At 66.8% G+C, this 18,398-nt stretch carries 16 protein-coding genes and 2 tRNA genes; 8 read left to right on the plus strand and 10 right to left on the minus strand.

Annotated features, from left to right (window positions below):
* The first annotated feature begins 106 nt into the window (after positions 1–106).
* Both erpA and xth read left to right on the plus strand, forming a co-directional pair.
* Positions 107–448 carry an iron-sulfur cluster insertion protein ErpA gene (erpA, locus tag H536_RS0116110; protein ID WP_024351455.1) on the plus strand — a complete coding sequence of 114 codons (342 nt, stop codon included), beginning with the start codon at positions 107–109 and terminating at the stop codon, positions 446–448.
* A 7-nt stretch (positions 449–455) separates the two neighbouring features.
* Positions 456–1,238 carry an exodeoxyribonuclease III gene (gene xth, locus H536_RS0116115; protein ID WP_024351456.1) on the plus strand — a complete coding sequence of 261 codons (783 nt, stop codon included), beginning with the start codon at positions 456–458 and terminating at the stop codon, positions 1,236–1,238.
* A 60-nt stretch (positions 1,239–1,298) separates the two neighbouring features.
* Here xth and H536_RS0116120 read toward each other — a convergent pair whose 3' ends face one another.
* From H536_RS0116120 to H536_RS0116150, 7 genes are all read right to left on the minus strand, one after another.
* Positions 1,299–2,135, minus strand: coding sequence for a tetratricopeptide repeat protein (locus tag H536_RS0116120; RefSeq protein WP_024351457.1), 837 nt, complete (start codon positions 2,133–2,135; stop codon positions 1,299–1,301).
* Positions 2,122–3,846, minus strand: coding sequence for a dihydroxy-acid dehydratase (ilvD, locus tag H536_RS0116125; RefSeq protein WP_024351458.1), 1,725 nt, complete (start codon positions 3,844–3,846; stop codon positions 2,122–2,124). Before ilvD ends, H536_RS0116120 begins: the two co-directional genes overlap by 14 nt.
* A 265-nt stretch (positions 3,847–4,111) precedes the next feature.
* Positions 4,112–5,374, minus strand: coding sequence for a long-chain fatty acid transporter (locus H536_RS0116130; protein WP_024351459.1), 1,263 nt, complete (start codon positions 5,372–5,374; stop codon positions 4,112–4,114).
* Positions 5,375–5,747: 373 nt separating this feature from the next.
* Positions 5,748–8,591, minus strand: coding sequence for a valine--tRNA ligase (locus tag H536_RS0116135; protein WP_024351460.1), 2,844 nt, complete (start codon positions 8,589–8,591; stop codon positions 5,748–5,750).
* A 137-nt stretch (positions 8,592–8,728) separates the two neighbouring features.
* The gene (locus H536_RS25370) at positions 8,729–10,000 is read right to left on the minus strand and encodes a PopZ family protein (RefSeq protein ID WP_280137476.1); all 1,272 of its coding nucleotides are present in this window, start codon (positions 9,998–10,000) and stop codon (positions 8,729–8,731) included.
* A gap of 187 nt (positions 10,001–10,187) precedes the next feature.
* Complete coding sequence (locus H536_RS0116145) at positions 10,188–11,600, minus strand: TolC family outer membrane protein (protein WP_024351462.1); 1,413 nt, start codon at positions 11,598–11,600, stop codon at positions 10,188–10,190.
* A gap of 198 nt (positions 11,601–11,798) precedes the next feature.
* Positions 11,799–12,452: a protein-L-isoaspartate O-methyltransferase family protein gene (locus tag H536_RS0116150; RefSeq protein ID WP_024351463.1), complete on the minus strand. Its 654-nt coding sequence runs from the start codon at positions 12,450–12,452 to the stop codon at positions 11,799–11,801.
* 222 nt (positions 12,453–12,674) lie between these two features.
* Here H536_RS0116150 and H536_RS0116155 point away from each other — a divergent pair.
* Positions 12,675–12,748: transfer RNA gene (locus H536_RS0116155), tRNA-Cys, on the plus strand.
* A 72-nt stretch (positions 12,749–12,820) separates the two neighbouring features.
* Here H536_RS0116155 and H536_RS0116160 read toward each other — a convergent pair.
* Both H536_RS0116160 and H536_RS0116165 read right to left on the minus strand, forming a co-directional pair.
* Positions 12,821–13,105: a hypothetical protein gene (locus H536_RS0116160; RefSeq protein WP_024351464.1), complete on the minus strand. Its 285-nt coding sequence runs from the start codon at positions 13,103–13,105 to the stop codon at positions 12,821–12,823.
* Positions 13,106–13,183: 78 nt separating this feature from the next.
* Positions 13,184–14,125, minus strand: coding sequence for a LysR family transcriptional regulator (locus H536_RS0116165; RefSeq protein ID WP_029703421.1), 942 nt, complete (start codon positions 14,123–14,125; stop codon positions 13,184–13,186).
* Between the two features lie 148 nt (positions 14,126–14,273).
* Between H536_RS0116165 and H536_RS0116170 the strand changes: the two genes are divergently transcribed.
* Positions 14,274–14,573 carry a hypothetical protein gene (locus H536_RS0116170; RefSeq protein ID WP_024351466.1) on the plus strand — a complete coding sequence of 100 codons (300 nt, stop codon included), beginning with the start codon at positions 14,274–14,276 and terminating at the stop codon, positions 14,571–14,573.
* Positions 14,574–14,683: 110 nt separating this feature from the next.
* The gene (locus tag H536_RS0116175) at positions 14,684–14,953 is read left to right on the plus strand and encodes a hypothetical protein (protein WP_148233775.1); all 270 of its coding nucleotides are present in this window, start codon (positions 14,684–14,686) and stop codon (positions 14,951–14,953) included.
* Positions 14,954–14,972: 19 nt separating this feature from the next.
* On the opposite strand, the gene H536_RS0116180 is transcribed toward H536_RS0116175, so the two are convergent.
* A complete protein-coding gene (locus tag H536_RS0116180; RefSeq protein WP_024351468.1) occupies positions 14,973–15,269 on the minus strand; it encodes a hypothetical protein in 297 nt (98 codons plus the stop codon).
* A gap of 182 nt (positions 15,270–15,451) precedes the next feature.
* Between H536_RS0116180 and H536_RS0116185 the strand changes: the two genes are divergently transcribed.
* The 3 genes from H536_RS0116185 (at position 15,452) to H536_RS0116195 (ending at position 18,398) form a co-directional block, all read left to right on the plus strand.
* Positions 15,452–15,527 (plus strand) — tRNA-Asn (locus H536_RS0116185).
* A gap of 198 nt (positions 15,528–15,725) precedes the next feature.
* Positions 15,726–17,177: a cryptochrome/photolyase family protein gene (locus tag H536_RS0116190; protein WP_024351469.1), complete on the plus strand. Its 1,452-nt coding sequence runs from the start codon at positions 15,726–15,728 to the stop codon at positions 17,175–17,177.
* A 180-nt stretch (positions 17,178–17,357) separates the two neighbouring features.
* Positions 17,358–18,398: a cysteine synthase A gene (locus H536_RS0116195; protein ID WP_009209252.1), complete on the plus strand. Its 1,041-nt coding sequence runs from the start codon at positions 17,358–17,360 to the stop codon at positions 18,396–18,398.

Genomic DNA, 18,398 nt, shown 5'->3' on the forward strand with positions numbered 1-18,398 from the left:
CGCGAAACGATCCGTCCCGATTGACCGGCCAACCCGGCGTCCATACTTAAGTGTCAGCCCTCGAACAAGGAGCGGCGCGCCAGCCAACGACGCGCCGAACGGCAAGATGAGCGACACCACCGATCACACCGTCACCGTTTCCGAAGCCGCAGCCCGGCGGATCGCGGCGATCCTGTCGAAAAGCGACGACGCCGATTCGCTGCGCATTTCCGTCGAAGGCGGCGGATGCTCGGGCTTTTCCTACAAATACGACCTGACCAGCGGCCGCGAGGAGGACGACATCATCCTCGAGCGCGACGGCGCGCGGGTCGTTATCGACCCAGTCTCGATCGTCTATATGGAAGGCTCGGTGGTCGATTTCGTCGACGACCTGATGGGCCAGTCCTTCCAGATCCGCAATCCCAACGCCGTCGCCTCCTGCGGCTGCGGCACGTCCTTCTCGGTCTGACGCCCCCGTGCTGATCGCGACCTGGAACATCAACGGCGTCAAGGCCCGCCTCGACGCCCTTCTCGCCTGGCTGCGGGAACGTTCGCCCGACATCGCCTGCCTGCAGGAGATCAAGAATGTCGACGAGACCTTCCCGCGCGAGGCGCTCGAGGCGCTCGGCTACCATGTGGAGACGCATGGCCAGAAGGGCTTCAACGGCGTCGCGCTCCTGTCGAAGGAGAAGCCGGTCTCGATCGAGCCGCGGCTGCCGGGCGACAGCAGCGACGAGCATGCCCGCTTCATTGAGGGCGTCTGGGATTTCCACGGCCGCCCCTTGCGGGTCGCTTCGCTCTACCTGCCCAACGGCAATCCGCTGGGCACCGAGAAATTCACCTACAAGCTCGCCTGGATGCAGCGTCTCCACGCCCATGCCCGCGAAAGCATGGCCCGCGAGGAACTGCTGGTGCTGGCCGGCGACTACAACATCATCCCCGAACGCACCGACGCGGCGCGGCCCGACAACTGGACGGGCGACGCCCTCTTCCAGCCCGAGAGCCGCGCGGCCTATCGCCGGCTCATCAATCTGGGGCTGAGTGACGCGATCCGCGCCACGACCGATGCCGACGGCACCTACAGTTTCTGGGATTATCAGGCCGGTGCCTGGCAGAAGAACAACGGCATCCGCATCGACCATCTGCTGCTGTCGCCCGAGGCGCAGGACCGGATGGCATCGGCGGGGATCGACCGGCATGTGCGCGGCTGGGAAAAGCCGTCGGACCACGTCCCGGTGCTGGTCGAACTGGCAGCCTGAGCCGCTCTGACGCATTCCATCGGAGCGCAGACGCGGCCGTCGCAAACTATCCGCAGATGATCAGTTCTTGGTGCTGACCATGCCGGTCGCGGACGCGATCTGCTGCTCGGCATAGGCGAGCGCGGTGCGCCGTTCGTTTTCCGAGGCGATCGCGAAGATCTCTTCCTGCAGCGGACGGATCCACTTTTCGTCGCGCGGCGAGGCCTGCTTCAGCGCCATGGTCAGCATGCCGAGCCCGCGCACCGGCTGGGCCGGCAGCGAGATGCGGTCACCGTCGAACAGCAGATAGCCGAGCAGCGCCGCGGCGCCGACATTGCCCTTCTCGGCGGCCAGATTCAGCCAGCGCGCCGCCTGCCGGGGATTGGCCTTGCCGCCCTCCCCGTTCAGCGTCATGCGGCCCAGTTCGAACTGCGCCTTGGCGTCGCCGAAATAGGACGCGGCGTGGAAGTAGAACTGCCGCGCACGCTGCAGGTCCACCGCCACCGGACTGCCCGAGATTCCCACGCGCAGATAGTCGGCCAGCGCGACGACCGCGCTGGAGACGTAGGCGGCATTGGTGAAGTTGCCTTCCTCCTCGCCCTGATCGCGCACGATCTGTTCGAAGATCTTGAAGGCCTCGTAGTCGTTCTCCGGCACGCCGTCGCCCTCGGCATACATCCGGCCGAGCTTCCAGCGCGCGCCGGGATGTCCCTTGTCGGCGGCGTAGCGCAGCGCCTCGAAGGCTTCCACCTTCTCGCCGCGCTGATAGGCCTTGAAGCCGAAGGAGAAGAGTTCCAGCGGTCCTGCGTCGGGATTGACCCTGGCCGCCGGGTCGAGCGCAAGCGCCGACCCGCCGACGCTGCCAAGCAGCGTCAACGCCAGGATCGAGACCGACAGGAACGAACTAGAGGTCCGCATAACAGTGCTTTTCCGCCGCTCCGCCCGGATGTGTCACTGCGCCGAGGCGCGCCGTGCCGACCTGCTGGGCGTATTTCCAGATGGCACCGGACTGGTAGTCGGTTTCGCGGGGCTTCCAGTCTTCGGCCCGCTTCTTCATGTCGTCATCCGACACGTCCACGTCCAGTGTCCCGGCGACGGCATCGATGGTGATGATGTCGCCATCGCGCAGCAGGCCGATCGGACCGCCGAGCGCCGCTTCCGGGCCGACATGGCCGATGCAGAAGCCGCGGGTCGCGCCGGAGAACCGGCCGTCGGTGATCAGCGCGACCTTGTCGCCCATGCCCTGGCCGTAGAGCGCCGCCGTGGTCGACAGCATCTCGCGCATGCCGGGTCCGCCGCGCGGGCCCTCGTAGCGGATGACGAGAACCTCGCCTTCCTTGTACTGGCGCTTGGCGACGGCCTCGTAGCATTCCTCTTCCGAATCGAAGCAGCGCGCCGGGCCGGAGAACCGCAGGTTCTTCATGCCCGCCACCTTCACGATGGCGCCGTCCTGGGCGAGGTTGCCCTTCAGGCCGACGACGCCGCCGGTCTCGGTGATCGGCGTGTTGGCCGGATGGATGACGTCCTGGTTCGGGTTCCAGGTCACCTTCGCCATGTTCTCGGCAATGGTGCGGCCGGTGACGGTCATGCAGTCGCCGTGCAGATAGCCATGGTCCAGCATGGTCTTCATCAGCATCGGGATGCCGCCGGCCTCGAACATGTCCTTGGCGACGTATTTGCCGCCCGGCTTGAGGTTGGCGATGTAGGGCGTCTTGCGGAAGATCTCCGCGACGTCGAACAGGTCGAACTCGATGCCGCATTCATGCGCGATCGCCGGCAGATGCAGGGCGCCATTGGTCGAACCGCCGGTCGCCGCGACGACGGCGGCGGCGTTCTCCAGCGCCTTGCGGGTGACGATGTCGCGCGGCCGGATGTTGCGGGCCAGGAGCTCCATGACGATCTCGCCCGACGCGTAGCAGAACTTGTCGCGGATCTCGTAGGGCGCCGGCGCACCGCAGGAATAGGGCAGCGCCAGGCCGATGGCCTCGGCCACGGTCGCCATGGTGTTGGCGGTGAACTGCGCGCCGCAGGAACCGGCCGACGGACAGGCGACCTGCTCGATCTCGTCGAGATCGTCATCGTTCATCTCGCCGACCGAATGCTTGCCGACCGCCTCGAAGATGTCCTGGACGGTGACCTGCTGGCCGCGGAAATTGCCCGGCAGGATCGACCCGCCATAGATGAAGACCGACGGCACGTTCAGGCGAACCATCGCCATCATCATGCCCGGAAGCGACTTGTCGCAGCCGGCCAGACCCACCAGCGCGTCATAGGCATGGCCGCGCATGGTCAGCTCGACCGAATCGGCGATGAGGTCGCGCGAGACCAGCGAGGCCTTCATGCCCTGATGGCCCATGGCGATGCCGTCGGTGACGGTGATGGTGCAGAATTCGCGCGGCGTGCCGCGGGCTGCCGCGACGCCCTTCTTGACGACCTGCGCCTGGCGCATCAGCGAGATGTTGCACGGCGCGGCCTCGTTCCAGCAGGAGGCGACGCCGACCAGCGGCTGATGGATCTCTTCCTTGGTGAGACCCATGGCGTAGAGATACGAGCGGTGCGGCGCGCGCGACGGCCCCTCGGTCACATGCCGGCTGGGCAGGTTCTTCTTGTCGATCGAATGCGCGTCCATCGGTCCCCCTCGTACACAACGCTGTTCATGGCCCGCCTCGACGCCGCGCCCGATCAGCACCTCTGGGGTGAGCGGGTTTTGTGGCGGCAACGGGGCATGGCTCCCCGCGGCGGACTATAGGCGATGCTCCGCTGCAATAGTGTTGCAGCGATCCCACAAGCAGCGAATTCGCCTCGATGCCCGCGAGAGGGTCCCGGCCAGCAAAAAGGCGCGCCCTGCGGACGCGCCTTCCTTGTGTTTCAACGAGTTGGTCGTAAGACCGGACTCAGAAAGTGAACTTCATCGAGGCGTTGACCGCATAGACGAAATCGTCGCCGACCGTGGCATTGAAGTACGCACCGTCGCTGGTCGACTGCTCGCCATCGGTCCAGTAGCCGACGAGACCGCCGAAGCGCAGCTCGCTCCACTCATTGGCCTTGAACGAGACGCCGCCGGCCAGGGTGTAGAGATCGGTGTAGGTCGTCTCCGAACCGGTCGACACGCCGCGATCGTAGCCGACCGAGACGGCCGCCGAGATCTCGTCGGTGAACGCCCGGCCGAGGCCGATCGACGCCGTGTAGCCGTCACGCCAGTTGTAGGGCGACAGGCTCGAGCGGGTCACGCCACCGGTGGTGATCGAGCTGACGGCGGTGCCGTTGGTGCTCCAGTCGGTCCAGCGGAACGACGCCAGCAGCAACGTGCCCGGTGCGATGCCGGTCTGCGCGTTGATGTAGAGGCTCTGCGGGCTGACGACATCCGAGAAGTTGGAGGTGCCTGCCGCAACTGGAGTTCCGGGAGCCGGAGCGCCGGGCACGACAACCTGCACGCCACCGGGTCCGATGATGTAGGCATCGCCGTTCGCCGTCACCTGTCCGGTACCGGTGAACTCATCATGCGTTGCCTCGGAGCGATACATCACCTGGGCGCGCAGAGCGATTTCCGGCTTCTCGAATGCCGCACCGACGCGATAGCCGTATGCATAGTCGCTCTTCGTCTCGACGGTCGTGCGCACCGGCAGGAACACCGGAACCGCATTGATCGGAGTCGCAGAGAGGCTGGTTCCATCGAAGGTGAAGTCTTCGGCGAAGACGCCGCCGAGAATGCTGAAGCGGCCGATGTCATTGGTGTAGGACAGGCGGCAGGTCAGGCCGAACTCGTTCGACTCGAACTCGCTCGTCTCGGTTCGCGAATTGGCCGTCGGACCAGCCGGAAGCGCCCCGCCCGGCGCGCCGGTGTAGTCGGATTCCGCCGCGAAGGAGATCACGTAGGTGCCTGCGCAGCCAGCCATCTCGCTGTTGATGCCGAAGGCCAGCGACGGGATGAGGTAATCCTGCGTATAGGTGCCGAAATTGCCGCTCTGGCCGTTTATCGACTCGAAGCCGCGCTGCGGATTGACGTAGGTGACGCCGGTCCGCATCACGGCGGTGCCCTGCTCGAACAGGATGTCCGTGTCAGCCGTGCCGCGCTGGAAGCCACCGGCGAGGGCCGACGTGCTGAGCGCCGCCGAAGCCAGGGACGCGCCGAGAATCGTTGTCAGAAAAGTTCGCAATGGAATCCCCCCACTCTTGTTGAACTTCCGCGGGAACCCAGCCGCTGAAAGTTGACGCAAACGTAAACGATAAATTCGCGGTCCGGAACTCCCCGGTTGCAACACCGGGGCGATTGCGACGCTTCCGCCACAGCGGCGATCATAGCCGGCGAAGCCTGCGCAAGCCTTTGCACATTCTGCTTTTTCGCGTTGGGGAACGGGCAGTTACGTAGGGAGAGATCGGCGCGCGCGCGGCACGAGGAGACAAAATCGTGTCCCGAGCGTGTCATAAATACGACAGATCGACGGCTCGGGGCCAAGGGCCGGATGATACCGGGCCTTGCAGGAGCACGGCGCCTCCATGCAAGGAAACGCCGTGCTCCCGGTTGTAAGGCTACTGCAACCGTTCGAGCGCCGCCGACAGCTTGTCGGCCTCGATCCGGTAGCCTTCGCGCTTCTCGCGCTCCTGCTCGACGATCTCGTCAGGCGCGTTGGCGACGAACTTCTGGTTGGAGAGCTTGCGGTCGATCCGCTCGATCTCGCCCAGGGCCTTGTCGCGGGCCTTGCCAAGGCGGCTGCGCTCGGCGGCGACGTCGATGAGCCCGGCCAGCGGCAGGGCAAAGCTGCCCCCTGCCGCGAGGATCTGCGCCGACTGTTCCGGCGCGGTCTCCGCGGTGACGATGGTCGCCAGCCGTGCCAGCCGCTTCACCGCGGCGCCGTGCCGCTCCAGCCGCGCCGCGGTCGCCGCATCCGGCGCCACCGCGACGAGATCGGCCTCGGTCGCCGCCGGCACGTTCATCTCGGACCGCACCGAGCGGATCTCCGACACAACCTCGATCAGCCAGTTGATGTCGTCGGCGGCGTCGCGGTCGGCGAAGTCGAGCACCGGCCAGGCCGCATGGCAGAGCAGCGAGGCGCGTTCGCCGGCGGCGGTCACCTGCCACAGCTCCTCGGTGATGAACGGCATGAACGGATGCAGCAGCGCGTAGATCCGGTCGAGCACCGCCCCCATGACGTGCCGCACCTCGTTGGCCGCAGCCTCGTCGCTGCCCATCAGAGCCGGCTTGGCCAGCTCCACATACCAGTCGCAGAACAGGTTCCAGACGAAGCGGTAGAGCGTCGCCGCCGCCTCGTTGAAGCGGTAGGCCGCGATGGCGGTCTCAGTCTCGGCGATGGTGCGGCCGAGCTCGGTCACGACCCAGCGGTTCAGCGGCAGCGTGAGCTGCGACGGATCGAGGGTGCCGCCGTGCACGGCGCCGTTCATCTCGGCGAAGCGGGTCGCGTTCCACAGCTTGGTGCCGAAGTTGCGGTAGCCGGCGATGCGCTGCGGATCGAGCTTCACGTCGCGGCCCTGCGCCGCCATGATCGCCAGGGTGAAGCGCAGGGCGTCGGCGCCGAACTCGTCGATGAGATCGAGCGGATCGACCACATTGCCCTTCGACTTCGACATCTTGGCGCCGGTCTTGTCGCGCACCAGGGCGTGGACATAAACCGTGTGGAACGGCTCCTCGTCCATGAATTCGAGGCCCATCATCATCATCCGGGCGACCCAGAAGAAGATGATGTCGAAGCCGGTGACGAGGACGCTGGTCGGATAATAGGTCGCGAGTTCCGGCGTCTGGTCCGGCCAGCCGAGCGTCGAGAACGGCCAGAGGGCCGACGAGAACCAGGTGTCGAGAACGTCCTCGTCGCGATGCAGGAAGCCGTCGCGGCGCGCCGGGTCGGCGGCCATGGCGCGGGCTTCCTCGTCGTCGATTGTGCCGTTGGTGACATAATGCGACAGCGCCGCGGCGACCGCCTCTTCCTCGGTCTTGGCGACGAAGATCTCGCCGTCCGGCCCGTACCAGGCCGGGATCTGGTGGCCCCACCAGAGCTGACGCGAGATGCACCAGGGCTGGATGTTCTCCATCCAGTCGAAATAGGTCTTTTCCCAGTTCTTCGGCACGAACTTGGTGCGGCCCTCGCGCACCGAGGCGATGGCCGGCTCGGCCAGCGTCTTGGCGTCGACATACCACTGGTCGGTGAGGAACGGCTCGATCGGCACGCCGCCGCGGTCGCCATGCGGCACCGTGTGCGGATGGTCCTCGACGGCGGCAAGGAGACCGCCCTCCTCCATCATCGCGACGATGGCCTCGCGCGCGGCAAAGCGGTCCTCGCCGTCGAGCGCCGCAATGGTGCGCTCGAGCTCGGCGGTCTCCTCCAGACCGTCGAGGAAGGCCTCGTTCTCGGCCAGCGTGATCTTCGCGGCGATCGTCAGGATGTTGATCTGCATGAGATCGTGGCGCTTGCCGACCTCGAAATCGTTGAAGTCGTGCGCCGGCGTCATCTTCACCGCGCCGGTGCCCGCCTCGGGATCGGGATATTCGTCGGCGACGATCGGAATCCGGCGGCCAACCAGCGGCAGGATGACGGACTTGCCGACGAGATCGCGGTAGCGCGGATCCTCGGGGCTGACCGCCACGCCGCTGTCGCCCAGCATGGTCTCGGGCCGGGTCGTCGCGACGACCAGATGGTCGCGGGTCTCGTAGCCGGCGGGCTCGCCGTCGGACGGTTTCCACGCGATGCGGTTGCCCTCGGCATCGAGATTGTAGGGATGCTCGTAGGTGACGCCATCGGCCAGCGGATAGCGGAAATGCCAGAGGTGACCCTTCACCTCCTTCTGCTCGACCTCGAGGTCCGAAATCGCCGTGAGCAGCTTCGGGTCCCAGTTGACGAGACGCTTGTCCTTGTAGATCAGGCCCTTGCGATAGAGCTCGACGAAGACGTGCAGCACGGCCTTCGACAGGCCCTCGTCCATGGTGAAGCGCTCGCGCGACCAATCGCAGGACGCGCCGAGACGGCGCAGCTGGCCGAGGATCGCCCCGCCCGATTCGCCCTTCCACTGCCAGACCCGCTCGATGAAGGCGTCGCGGCCCATGTCGCGCCGGCCTGGCTCCTTGCGCTCGGCCAGCTGACGCTCGACGACCATCTGCGTGGCGATGCCGGCGTGATCGAGGCCCGGCTGCCACAGCACCTTCTTGCCGCGCATGCGCTCGAAGCGCACCAGCACGTCCTGCAGCGTGTCGTTCAGCGCGTGCCCCATGTGGAGCGAGCCGGTGACATTGGGGGGCGGAATGACGATCGAGAAGGCTTCGGCGTCCTCGGCGGCGCCGGCTCCGGCGTGGAAGGCCTCGGCCTCTTCCCAACGCTCGGCGATACGCGGCTCGATCGCCGCGGCGTCATAGGTCTTTTCGATCATGGCTTGTCCGGTGCGCGCGCCAGCCGGATTCCCCGGGGCGGTGATGTTCCAGAACCGGTTACAGCCTTGCTTTCGACACTGTCAACGAAGAGCCGTGTCGGCCCGCGATGCGATCTGCGCGCCGCAGGCCGGGTTTGTCAGCGGCGACCGCCGCGGGCGACGCGCTCGATCTCCTCGCGGACCAGCCGCTCGACGAGGCGCGGCAGGTTGTCGTCGAGCCATTCCTGCAGCATCGGCCGCAGCATCTGGCGGACGGTCTCGTCCATGGTGCGCATCTGCTCGTCGCGGATGACGCGGGCGAGATCCTCGAACGACCCGGCGATGCGCTCGCCGGCCTCATGCGAGACAAGGGCGTGGATGTCGGCCGCAGTCGTCGCCGCCACCGGTGCGGACGGCGCCGCCGGCGCCTCGACAGCTTCCGCGGCCTTGGCCTCGACCTCAGCCGGCTCGTGCGCCTGCGACGACGGGCGCGCGGTCATGGCGGGAGCCTCTTCGGCCTCCCGGTCCTCGTCCTCGGCGCTATCGCCGACGACGGAATCTGTTGCCACATCGACGTCGGCGTCGGCCCGGCCCGCCTCGAACAGGCCGGCCCGGTCGAGAAGCTCGCTGGCGAACTCGTCCTCGTCGAACTCGCCGAGATAATCGGCTGGCTCGTCGGCTTCGGCCGAAACCTCGGCAGCGGACGATGTTGCAATGGACCCGGCCGGCATCGGTGCAGCCTGCGCGGAGGCCATCGCCTCCGCCGGCTCCAGCCGCGCTTCAGCAGGCACTTCGTCTTCGTCGTCAGTGGCAGCCATGGCAGAGACATCGGCAACGGAATCGCGCACCGCGTCCGTCCGGCGCTCGGACGCCGCGGCGAGCGAGGCAGCCTGCAGCCGGGCCGACGACAGCGCCGTCACGTCTTCTAAGATGTCCGCGTCGGTCGCATCCGCCGCATTGCCCAGGCGGCCGTCATGGGCCGCAACCGCCTGTCGGACGGCCGTCTCGACCTCGTCTTCGACCATGTCCAGCGAGAGGCCCGGGCCGGACGACATCCCGGCGTCGTCTGCGACATCCTCATCGTCCGCGACCGGCGCCGCGGGCGGCACGATCCCGAGCTTGGGCCGGGGGGCCTGACGCACCGTATCGTTGGCCGGGCGTCCGAGCCCGTCGAAGCCCGAGACCTCGTCGCGCTCGGCCTGAACCGGTGCCGGGTTCTCGAGGCGCGGCTCCGTCAGCGCGGGCCTGGAACCCTGCTGCGCGCGCATTGCCGGCTCGCCAGCCTGCATATCATCGCGCTCGACCGAAGCGGCCGGCTTGGCCGCAGCCCGGCGCGAGGGGGACTTCTCCTCGCCGCTTTCGATGATACGCCGGATGGAGGCCAGGATCTCGTCCATGGACGGTTCCCGTGCCGGTAGAGCATTGCTCATGACGAGCTCCCGCAAAATTGGGCGACAGGCGCAGACCCTATCGCTCGAATCATGCGTGAAGCCTAAGCGCAAAGGGCCTCGACGGGAATCCCGCAAGGCCCTTCAGCGTCTCTATCACCAGCTTCTTGCAGCGTGCTGTTGCCGGCCGGACTCGCTTCGCGGGGTCCGGCGCTCGCCCGATCGAGGCTCAGCGGCCGTCGGGGGTGCGCAGGCCGAACCACTTGTCCTCGACCGCCTCGTAATGCTCGGTCGGCCGATAGACATTCGCCACGAGGTTGAGGCGCTCGGCGGACAGGCGGCCGATGGCCGACAGAACGGCATAGCCGGCGACGACCTCGTCGCGGGTCGAACCGGCCAGCAGGATCTGCGCCGAGATTACGTCGGCCTGGGAGTTCAACACGTCCAGCGTGGTGCGCTGGCCTACATTGCGCTCCTCGATGACGCCGTTGAGGGCGAGCCGCGCCGCGTCGACCTGGGCCCGGTAGCCCGTGATGTTGGCCCGCGCCGCCTGCAGCTGCGCCCATGACGTCGCCACCGCGGCACGCACCTGATCACGGGCGCCATCCACTTCGATGCGCCGCTGGCCGAGCACTTCCTTGGCCTGGCGCACGACGGAACTGGCGCGACCGCCCTGATAGATCGGGATCGTCAGCTGCGCCCCGACCGAGGCGGAGACCTCGTTCTGGGTGTTCACGCGCACGCCCGGCAGGCTGGACGGGTCACGCTCGTTGAGCGCGTAAGTGTCATCGACACGGCCGGTCAGGCTGAGCTCGGGTAGGAAGGCGCCTTCCGCCGACTTCACCTGGAAGGCCGCCGCGTCAACCGCTGCCAGCGTCGCCTGGATCGCCGGATGCTCCGCCTGAGAAATGCGGAAGGCCTCGTCGACCGAGCGCGGCAGCACGCCGGACGGCAGCGTGCCGGCAACCAGATTATCGGGCGAATCGCCAATGATGTCGAAATAGGTCGCCTCGCTGGACGCCACCTGCGCCAGCGCGCTGTTCAGAAGCGCCGTTGCGAGCGCCTGCTGCGATTCGGCCTGGGCGACGTCGGTCCGCGTGCCTTCGCCGACTTCGAACCGTGCGCCGGCGGCCCGCACCTGCTCTTCGAGGAAGCCGAGATTTTCGCGGCGCAGCGCGGCGATGCGCCGGTCACGCAGGACATTCATGTAGGCGCTGGCAGCATCGAACAGGACGTTCTGTTCGGTGTTGGACAGATTGCCGCGCGCTGCCCGGATCTGGGCCTGCGCCGCGGCGACGTTGTTCTGGGTCTGGAAGCCGTCGAAGATCGTCTGGTTCAGCTGCACACCGAAACCGATCGAGTCGGTCCGGTCGCGAATCCGCGGCAGGTCGTCGCCACGGGTCGTGCGGCTGCGGCTGGCATTCGCCGAACCGACGCCGCTGATGAAGGGCCTGAGCGCCGAGCGGGCCTGCGGCACGTTCTCGTCAGTCGCGCGGAGCTGGGCGCGGGCGGCATTGAGATCCTGATTGAACTTGTAGGCCTTTGCGAGCGCCCCGGTCAGCGTTTCCGCCAGCGCCCCACTGGGAGAGGACAACAGCGTGCCCGCGGCCAGAAGCGCGGCAATCACAGTCTTGCCGATCAATGTTCATACTCCATGACGCGGCCCACTTAGGTAACGGTCACCGCCCCCGCCCCGACGTCTCCCGGAAACGTCAGACCCGGGAATGCCATTTGAGGTTTGGGGCATACTAATCAGGCGCACGGCCGATCGATCAAGCGACACGGCCCCCTGCCCGGCATTTGTTTCGCGAATCGGCAAATCTGCAACGATGCTGATCGCTCAGAAGGCGAACTCGGCCTTCCTCTGAAAGCCCGGCAGCGGCCGGATGCTGCAGTTGAATCCGAACCGGCTGCCGACGACGCCGTTGTCGTCCTTGAAGTAGAGCTTGGCTTCCGCCGCATTGCCCTGCCCCTCGACGACGACCAGACGGCCACCATCCCGAAGCTGTTCGAGCAGGGTTTCAGGCAGGATGTCGACAGAACCTTGCACGAAAATGACGTCGAACGGCGCTTCCGACGGATAGCCTTCGTTCAGCGGGCCTTCGACGACGGCGCAGGTGACATAGTCGAGCCGGGCGAGGTTCTCGGTCGCCGCTTCCGCAAGCTCCGGATCCTGCTCCAGCGAGACCACCGAGCCGGCCAGATGCGACAGCACCGCCGACGAATATCCGGTGCCGCAACCGACATCGAGAACGACGTCGTCGGGACGGATCGCGGCGAGCTGGATCAGCTTGGCGAAGGGGGAGGCTTCCATGATGAAGCGGCCGTTGCCGAGCGGCACGTCCTCGTCGATATAGGCCAGCGGCTTGCGCGCGGCCGGCACGAACTCTTCGCGCGGCACCTCGAGGAAGGCCCGCAGGATCTCGTGGCGGGTCACGTCGGTGGTGCGAATCTGGTTGTCCACCATCCGCGTACGGGCGGCATCAAAGTCCATGGTCGACATTCCGATCTCTCGTCGCCGTTTCGCCTTGTTCTCTGTCGTTTCCTTAGTCGCGCCCTAGAAGCGAGGCAAGGCGAAGATCGCCGCAACGCACCGTTCGGCGTTGCGGCGTGACAGAAAACCGGGGCTGCCGGCGTGCCGGCATGACGATGTTCGCAGATCGGATCGGAGGGGCTTGCGAGAGCCCAATCAAATCAGTAGGTACAGCGCCGGTGAGGCCTCGTGGCGGAGTGGTTACGCAGAGGACTGCAAATCCTTGCACGGGGGTTCGATTCCCTCCGAGGCCTCCAGCTTTCTCCCCCTACATTGTATTCACGACAGTTCGACGACCGGCGGCACCATCGCCTGTCAGCGCATGCGGCTTACTGGGCCGGGAAGAAGCGCGGGCCGATCAGGCGATAGCCTTCGGCGGTGCGCTCGACGGGCTCCTGCGGCGCGATGTTGCGGATGGTTTCCGGCCGCGGCGTCGGGATCGGCACGCCGTTGGACGCACTCTTGATGCTGCGGCTCTCGCGCGGCTCGACCGACAGCGACGCCATCTCGATCATCCCCTGCGACAGGGAATCGCCGGAGGTCGACTGCGCGATGGCCGGAACCGTGAAGAGCGCTGCTGCCAGGATCGGGGCTGCCGCAAGCTGCTTGAACATTGTATCCGCCTCTCATTCGTTTGTTGGAAAGCGAAAGGGGTCGAAGCGGAATTCGGTTCCAGATGAGCGACTTGGCGCTCAGGCGACGGTTTGCGATTCGTATACGGCCGCGCGCTTGCGCCGCATCACCTCCGGCAGCGTGTCGATCAGGTGATCCACCAGCAGCCGCACGGCCGGCAGCATGCCGCGCCGCGACGTGAACAGAAGATGCACCATGCTCTCGCCGGCATGATAATCCGGCAGCACCCGGACCAGCGCGCCCGAGGCGAGCGCGTCGTAGCAGACCGCCTGGGGCAGCATCGCGACGCCCAGCCCTTCGATGGCGGCCTCGCGGGAGACGGCGAAGTCGTTGACCAGCAGCCGGGGTTCGTGGCGGATCCGCACCGGCCGGTCGGCGCCGTCATAGAGCTCCCAAATGCTCTGGTCCTGCGTCTTCTGATGGGCGATCGTCGGCAGGCCGGCCAGATCCTCCGGTCGCGCGATGGGTGGATGCGCCGCTAGGAAGGCCGGGCTCGCCACCAGGACGATGCCGATCGGGCCCAGCTTGCGCGCCACCAGGTCGGAGTTCTCCTCGAAGGCGAGATTGGCGCGGATCACCACGTCGACCCGCTCCGCAATGAGATCGATGGTCTCCAGCGACACCAGCAATTGCAGCCGCACCTTGGGATAGGCCGCGAAGAACGCCGGCAGCACGCCGGCCAGCGCATGTTCGCCAAAGCCCGGCGGGCAGCCGAGCCGAACCAGCCCGCGCGGCTCGGCGGTCAGGGTCTGGGCCGCCTCCTCGGCCGCCTCGGCTTCGGCGAGCGCCGCACGGCAATGGCCGTAGAATACGTCGCCGACCGCCGTCAGCGACAGCCGACGGGCCGAGCGCTCCAAGAGCTGGACATCGAGCCGCTGCTCCAGAGCCGCGACGCGGCGGCTCAGCTTCGACTTTGGAATGCCCAGCGCCCGGCCCGCCGCGGCAAAGCCTCCATGGCGCACCACGGCCTCGAAATAGAAGAGGTCATCGAGATTGGGCATGCGTTCCACCAGTAGGACGACGAGTTGCAATTCCGCCATCTACCACCGGGAGCGTTCCAACAATAGGTCTGATGCATCGCATCATTAGCGGGTTTTCGGATGCTGCCAAGCGCAGTCCGCCGGAGCCCCAAACCAAGGGACCATTGCCATGAAGACGCTTTCGCTCCTCGCCGCAGGCCTCGCGGCATCCCTCGCCTTCGCCGCTCCGGCCTCGGCCCAGCTCGCCTCCACCGGCGACGTCGGCTATGGCCATTTCTACGGCGAGTTCCAGTCCGGCCAGCGCGCCGCGGCCGACCGCAACGATGCGGTTCGCAGCGACGCTCGCCGCGTGACCCGCACCGAACGCACGGCCGCACCGCAGACCGCCCGTGACGCGGCGCGATTCGCGCCCGCCACCCGCACGACCGTCACGCCGCTGGCCTATCAGCCGGTCGCCAACGGCCTGTAATCGGCACCGGAGCATCCTCCCAGCTCCCGTCGCCCGCGGGGCGCTGCCGGACTTGCGGCAGCGCCCTTTTTTCCGTTGACGATGTTCATGCTTCGTTCCATCTAGCGGGCATGAGCGATACCAGCAGACCACGATCGGGGACCCTCGGCGAAGCCGCACGCCGCGGCATGCTGGTCACCGCCACATGCCGCAAATGCGGCCATGCCGCCTCGTTCCTGGCGGTGGACCTGGCCATGGCCGCCGATCCAGCAGGCCCGCTGGAAAAGCTGGCGTTTCGCTGCCGCGAATGCCGCGAACGCGATTGCGAGGTCGAGGCCAGGGAGCTCGATCGGGACCGCCGTCCGAATATCGTGGTGTGGCGGCCGACGCGGCTGCGCTGACGGGCCGACAACCGCTCGCTCAGTTGCGGCGGGTTGCGCGCCAGCGGCCCCAGCGCACCGCCGTGCGGCGGCGCCACCGCCGCACCGGGCCGAGATCGACCGACAGCACCAGAAGGCCGACGGGAATCATCCAGAAGCCGACGATCGGCAGGAAGCCGACGGTGCCGCCCAGGACCAGCGCGGCGCCCGTGGCGATCCGCAGGCCGCGCGAGGCGGGCAGCGGCATGTCGCGCCCCATCACCGCAATACGGTGCGCCTTGCGGACCGACGCTTCGTCGTGGCCGCCGGCATCGGGCACGTCCTGCTGTTCGTCCATGACCTGCGGCATTCCTTGTGGCCCGTCACCTGCGCTGCGAAATGGGCGCGGCGCCCCGTCCGCACAAGCCTTTGCCGCCCTGTCGGTTTTTCCGCCATGCTGCGATGCGTTTTTTTGCCCGGACGGGTTGGCAAATGCGCAATCGCTTTGCTATAGGCACGCCAACGCGTTGGACGCGTCATTCCCCGATAGCTCAGTTGGTAGAGCGTTCGACTGTTAATCGAATTGTCGCAGGTTCGAGCCCTGCTCGGGGAGCCAGTTTCTTGAAAGCCGTCGGTCTCGCGACCGGCGGCTTTCTTCGTTTCAGCGCCCTGTTTGCCTTCTGCCGGACGCAACACGCGCTGCCGCGATTCGGCCCGTTTGGTCGCACCGCCCTCGCCTCTCCGCGCTTTCGCGACACATGGTGCCCCATACCGGGCCGACCGGATCACGTCGGGACAAGCGTAGGCAGCATTCATGACGCAGACATCACAGATCGAACCGATCGTCGTCTGGCTTCGGGACGATCTCAGGCTCGACGACAACCCGGCCCTGGCCGAAGCCGCCGACAGCGGACGCCCGGTCGTGCCGCTTGTTGTTCTCGACGAGGAGAGCGACGGCGTGCGGCCCCTGGGCGGGGCGCACAAATGGTGGCTGCATCATTCGCTGAAGCGCTTCGGCAAGGATCTCGCCGACAAGGGGGCGCCGTTGATCCTGCGCCGCGGCAAGGCGCGCGACCATGTCGTCGACATCGTCGAATCGACCGGCGCCACGACGCTTCTGATGAACCGGCGCTACGACCAGGCCTCGCGCGCCGTCGATGACGCCGTCGAGCAGGCGCTGGGCGGCGATGTCGAGGTGCAGCGCTTCACCGCCAACATCCTGCACGACCCCGACAAGGTGCGCACCAAGACCGGCGGCTGGTACAAGGTCTATACGCCGTTCTGGAAGAACCTCGCCGAGCGCGAACCCCGCGATCCGATCGACCCGCCGGACAAGCTCGCAGCGCTCGACGATCAGCCCCGCTCGGACAGGCTGGAGGACTGGGGCCTGCTACCGACGCGCCCTGACTGGTCCGGCGGCATCGCCGCGTTCTGGGAGGTCGGCGAAGCCGCCGCGCATGAGCGCTTTGAGGAATTCTGCGACGAATGGCTGGACGATTATCCTAACGGGCGGGACCGTCCGGGGGACGACGCCACCTCGCGCATGTCGCCGCATCTGCGCTGGGGCGAAATCTCGCCCTATCGGCTCTGGCACACGGCGGAAGCCTATGCGAACCGGCGCAAGACCATTCCGGGCGACGCGCTGAAGACCTTCAAGAAGGAACTGGTCTGGCGCGACTTCAACTATCACCTGCTCCACAATTTCGGGCCGCTCGCGACGCAGAACTACAATGAGCGTTTCGACGCCTTCCCCTGGCGCAGCGCCGAGTCCGAGCTGCGGGCCTGGCAGAAGGGCCTCACCGGCTACCCCATCGTCGATGCCGGCATGCGCCAGCTCTGGGAATGCGGTTGGATGCACAACCGCGTGCGGATGATCGTCGGCTCCTTCCTCACCAAGGACCTGCTGATCGACTGGCGCGAGGGCGAGCGCTGGTTCTGGGATACGCTGGTCGATGGCGACATCGCCTCGAACACCGCCCAGTGGCAGTGGATCGGCGGCAGCGGCGCCGACGCCCAGCCCTATTTTCGGGTCTTCAATCCGGTCACACAGAGCCAGCGCTTCGATGGCGACGGCGACTATATTCGCCGTTTCGTGCCCGAACTCGCCGATCTGCCGGACAAGGCCCTGCACGCGCCCTGGGAGGCCGATGCCGACACCCTGGCCGAGGCCGGGGTGGAACTGGGCAAGACCTATCCGAAGCCGATCGTCGACCACGGGACGGCGCGCAAGCGGGCGCTCGACGCCTATGGCGAAGTGAAGGGCTGAGCCGACCGGACGCCGCCGTCCCCGCCGTTACCGATTCGGTCGCCGCCTCGGCAGGCGGCCAGTGATTCCCGGTGCGCGGCGGCAGACAAGTTTCCCGTCACGGCAATCATTGCCTTGCCACCCCCACCCACCGGTCATAGTTTCGCGGCAGCATTCCGCATCCCGCCAATCAGGTCCCAGATGTCCCGATACAATTCCGTCCTCGACGCCATCGGCAACACGCCGCTCATCCGACTGCACAAGGCATCGGAAGCGACGGGCTGCGAGATCTACGGCAAGGCCGAATTCCTGAACCCCGGCCAGTCGGTCAAGGACCGCGCCGGGCTGTTCATCATCCGCGACGCCGAGGAGAAGGGTCTCCTGGAGCCCGGCGGCATCATCGTCGAAGGCACCGCGGGCAATACGGGCATCGGCCTGTCGCTGGTCGCCGACGCGCTCGGCTATCGCACTGTGATCGTCATCCCCGAGACCCAGAGCGAGGAAAAGAAGGACGCGCTGCGCCTGATGGGCGCCGAGCTCATCGAAGTGCCGGCGGTCCCCTACAAGAACCCGAACAATTACGTGAAGGTCTCCGGCCGCCTCGCCGAACAGCTGGCCAGGACCCATCCGCAGGGCGCGATCTGGGCGAACCAGTTCGACAATCTCGCCAATCGCGACGGCCATGTGGTCACCACCGCCGAGGAGATCTGGCACGGCACCGGCGGCGAGATCGACGGCTTCATCTGCGCCGTCGGCACCGGCGGCACTCTCGCCGGCACCGCCATGGGCCTGAAGCGCCGCTCCGGTCAGATCAAGTTCGGTATCGCCGATCCGATGGGCGCAGCGCTCTACAGCTACTACACGACCGGCGAGTTCAAGTCGGAAGGCTCGTCCATCACCGAGGGCATCGGCCAGGGCCGCATCACCGCCAATCTTGAAGGCTTCGAGCCGGACTTCGCCTACCAGATCCCCGATGACGAGGCCCTGCGCATCGTCTTCGACCTGATCACCGAGGAAGGGCTCTGCCTTGGCGGCTCGTCGGGCATCAACATCGCCGGCGCCATCCGCATGGCGAAGGAGATGGGCCCCGGCCACACCATCGTGACCATCCTGTGCGACTACGGCAATCGCTACCAGTCGAAGATGTTCAACCCGGCCTTCCTGCGCGACAAGGGCCTGCCGGTGCCGCAGTGGATCGAGCGCACGCCGCAATTCGACGTGCCCTTCGAGCCGGTGGACTGA

It is taken from the genome of Aurantimonas coralicida DSM 14790, assembly GCF_000421645.1.
GTDB lineage: Bacteria > Pseudomonadota > Alphaproteobacteria > Rhizobiales > Rhizobiaceae > Aurantimonas > Aurantimonas coralicida.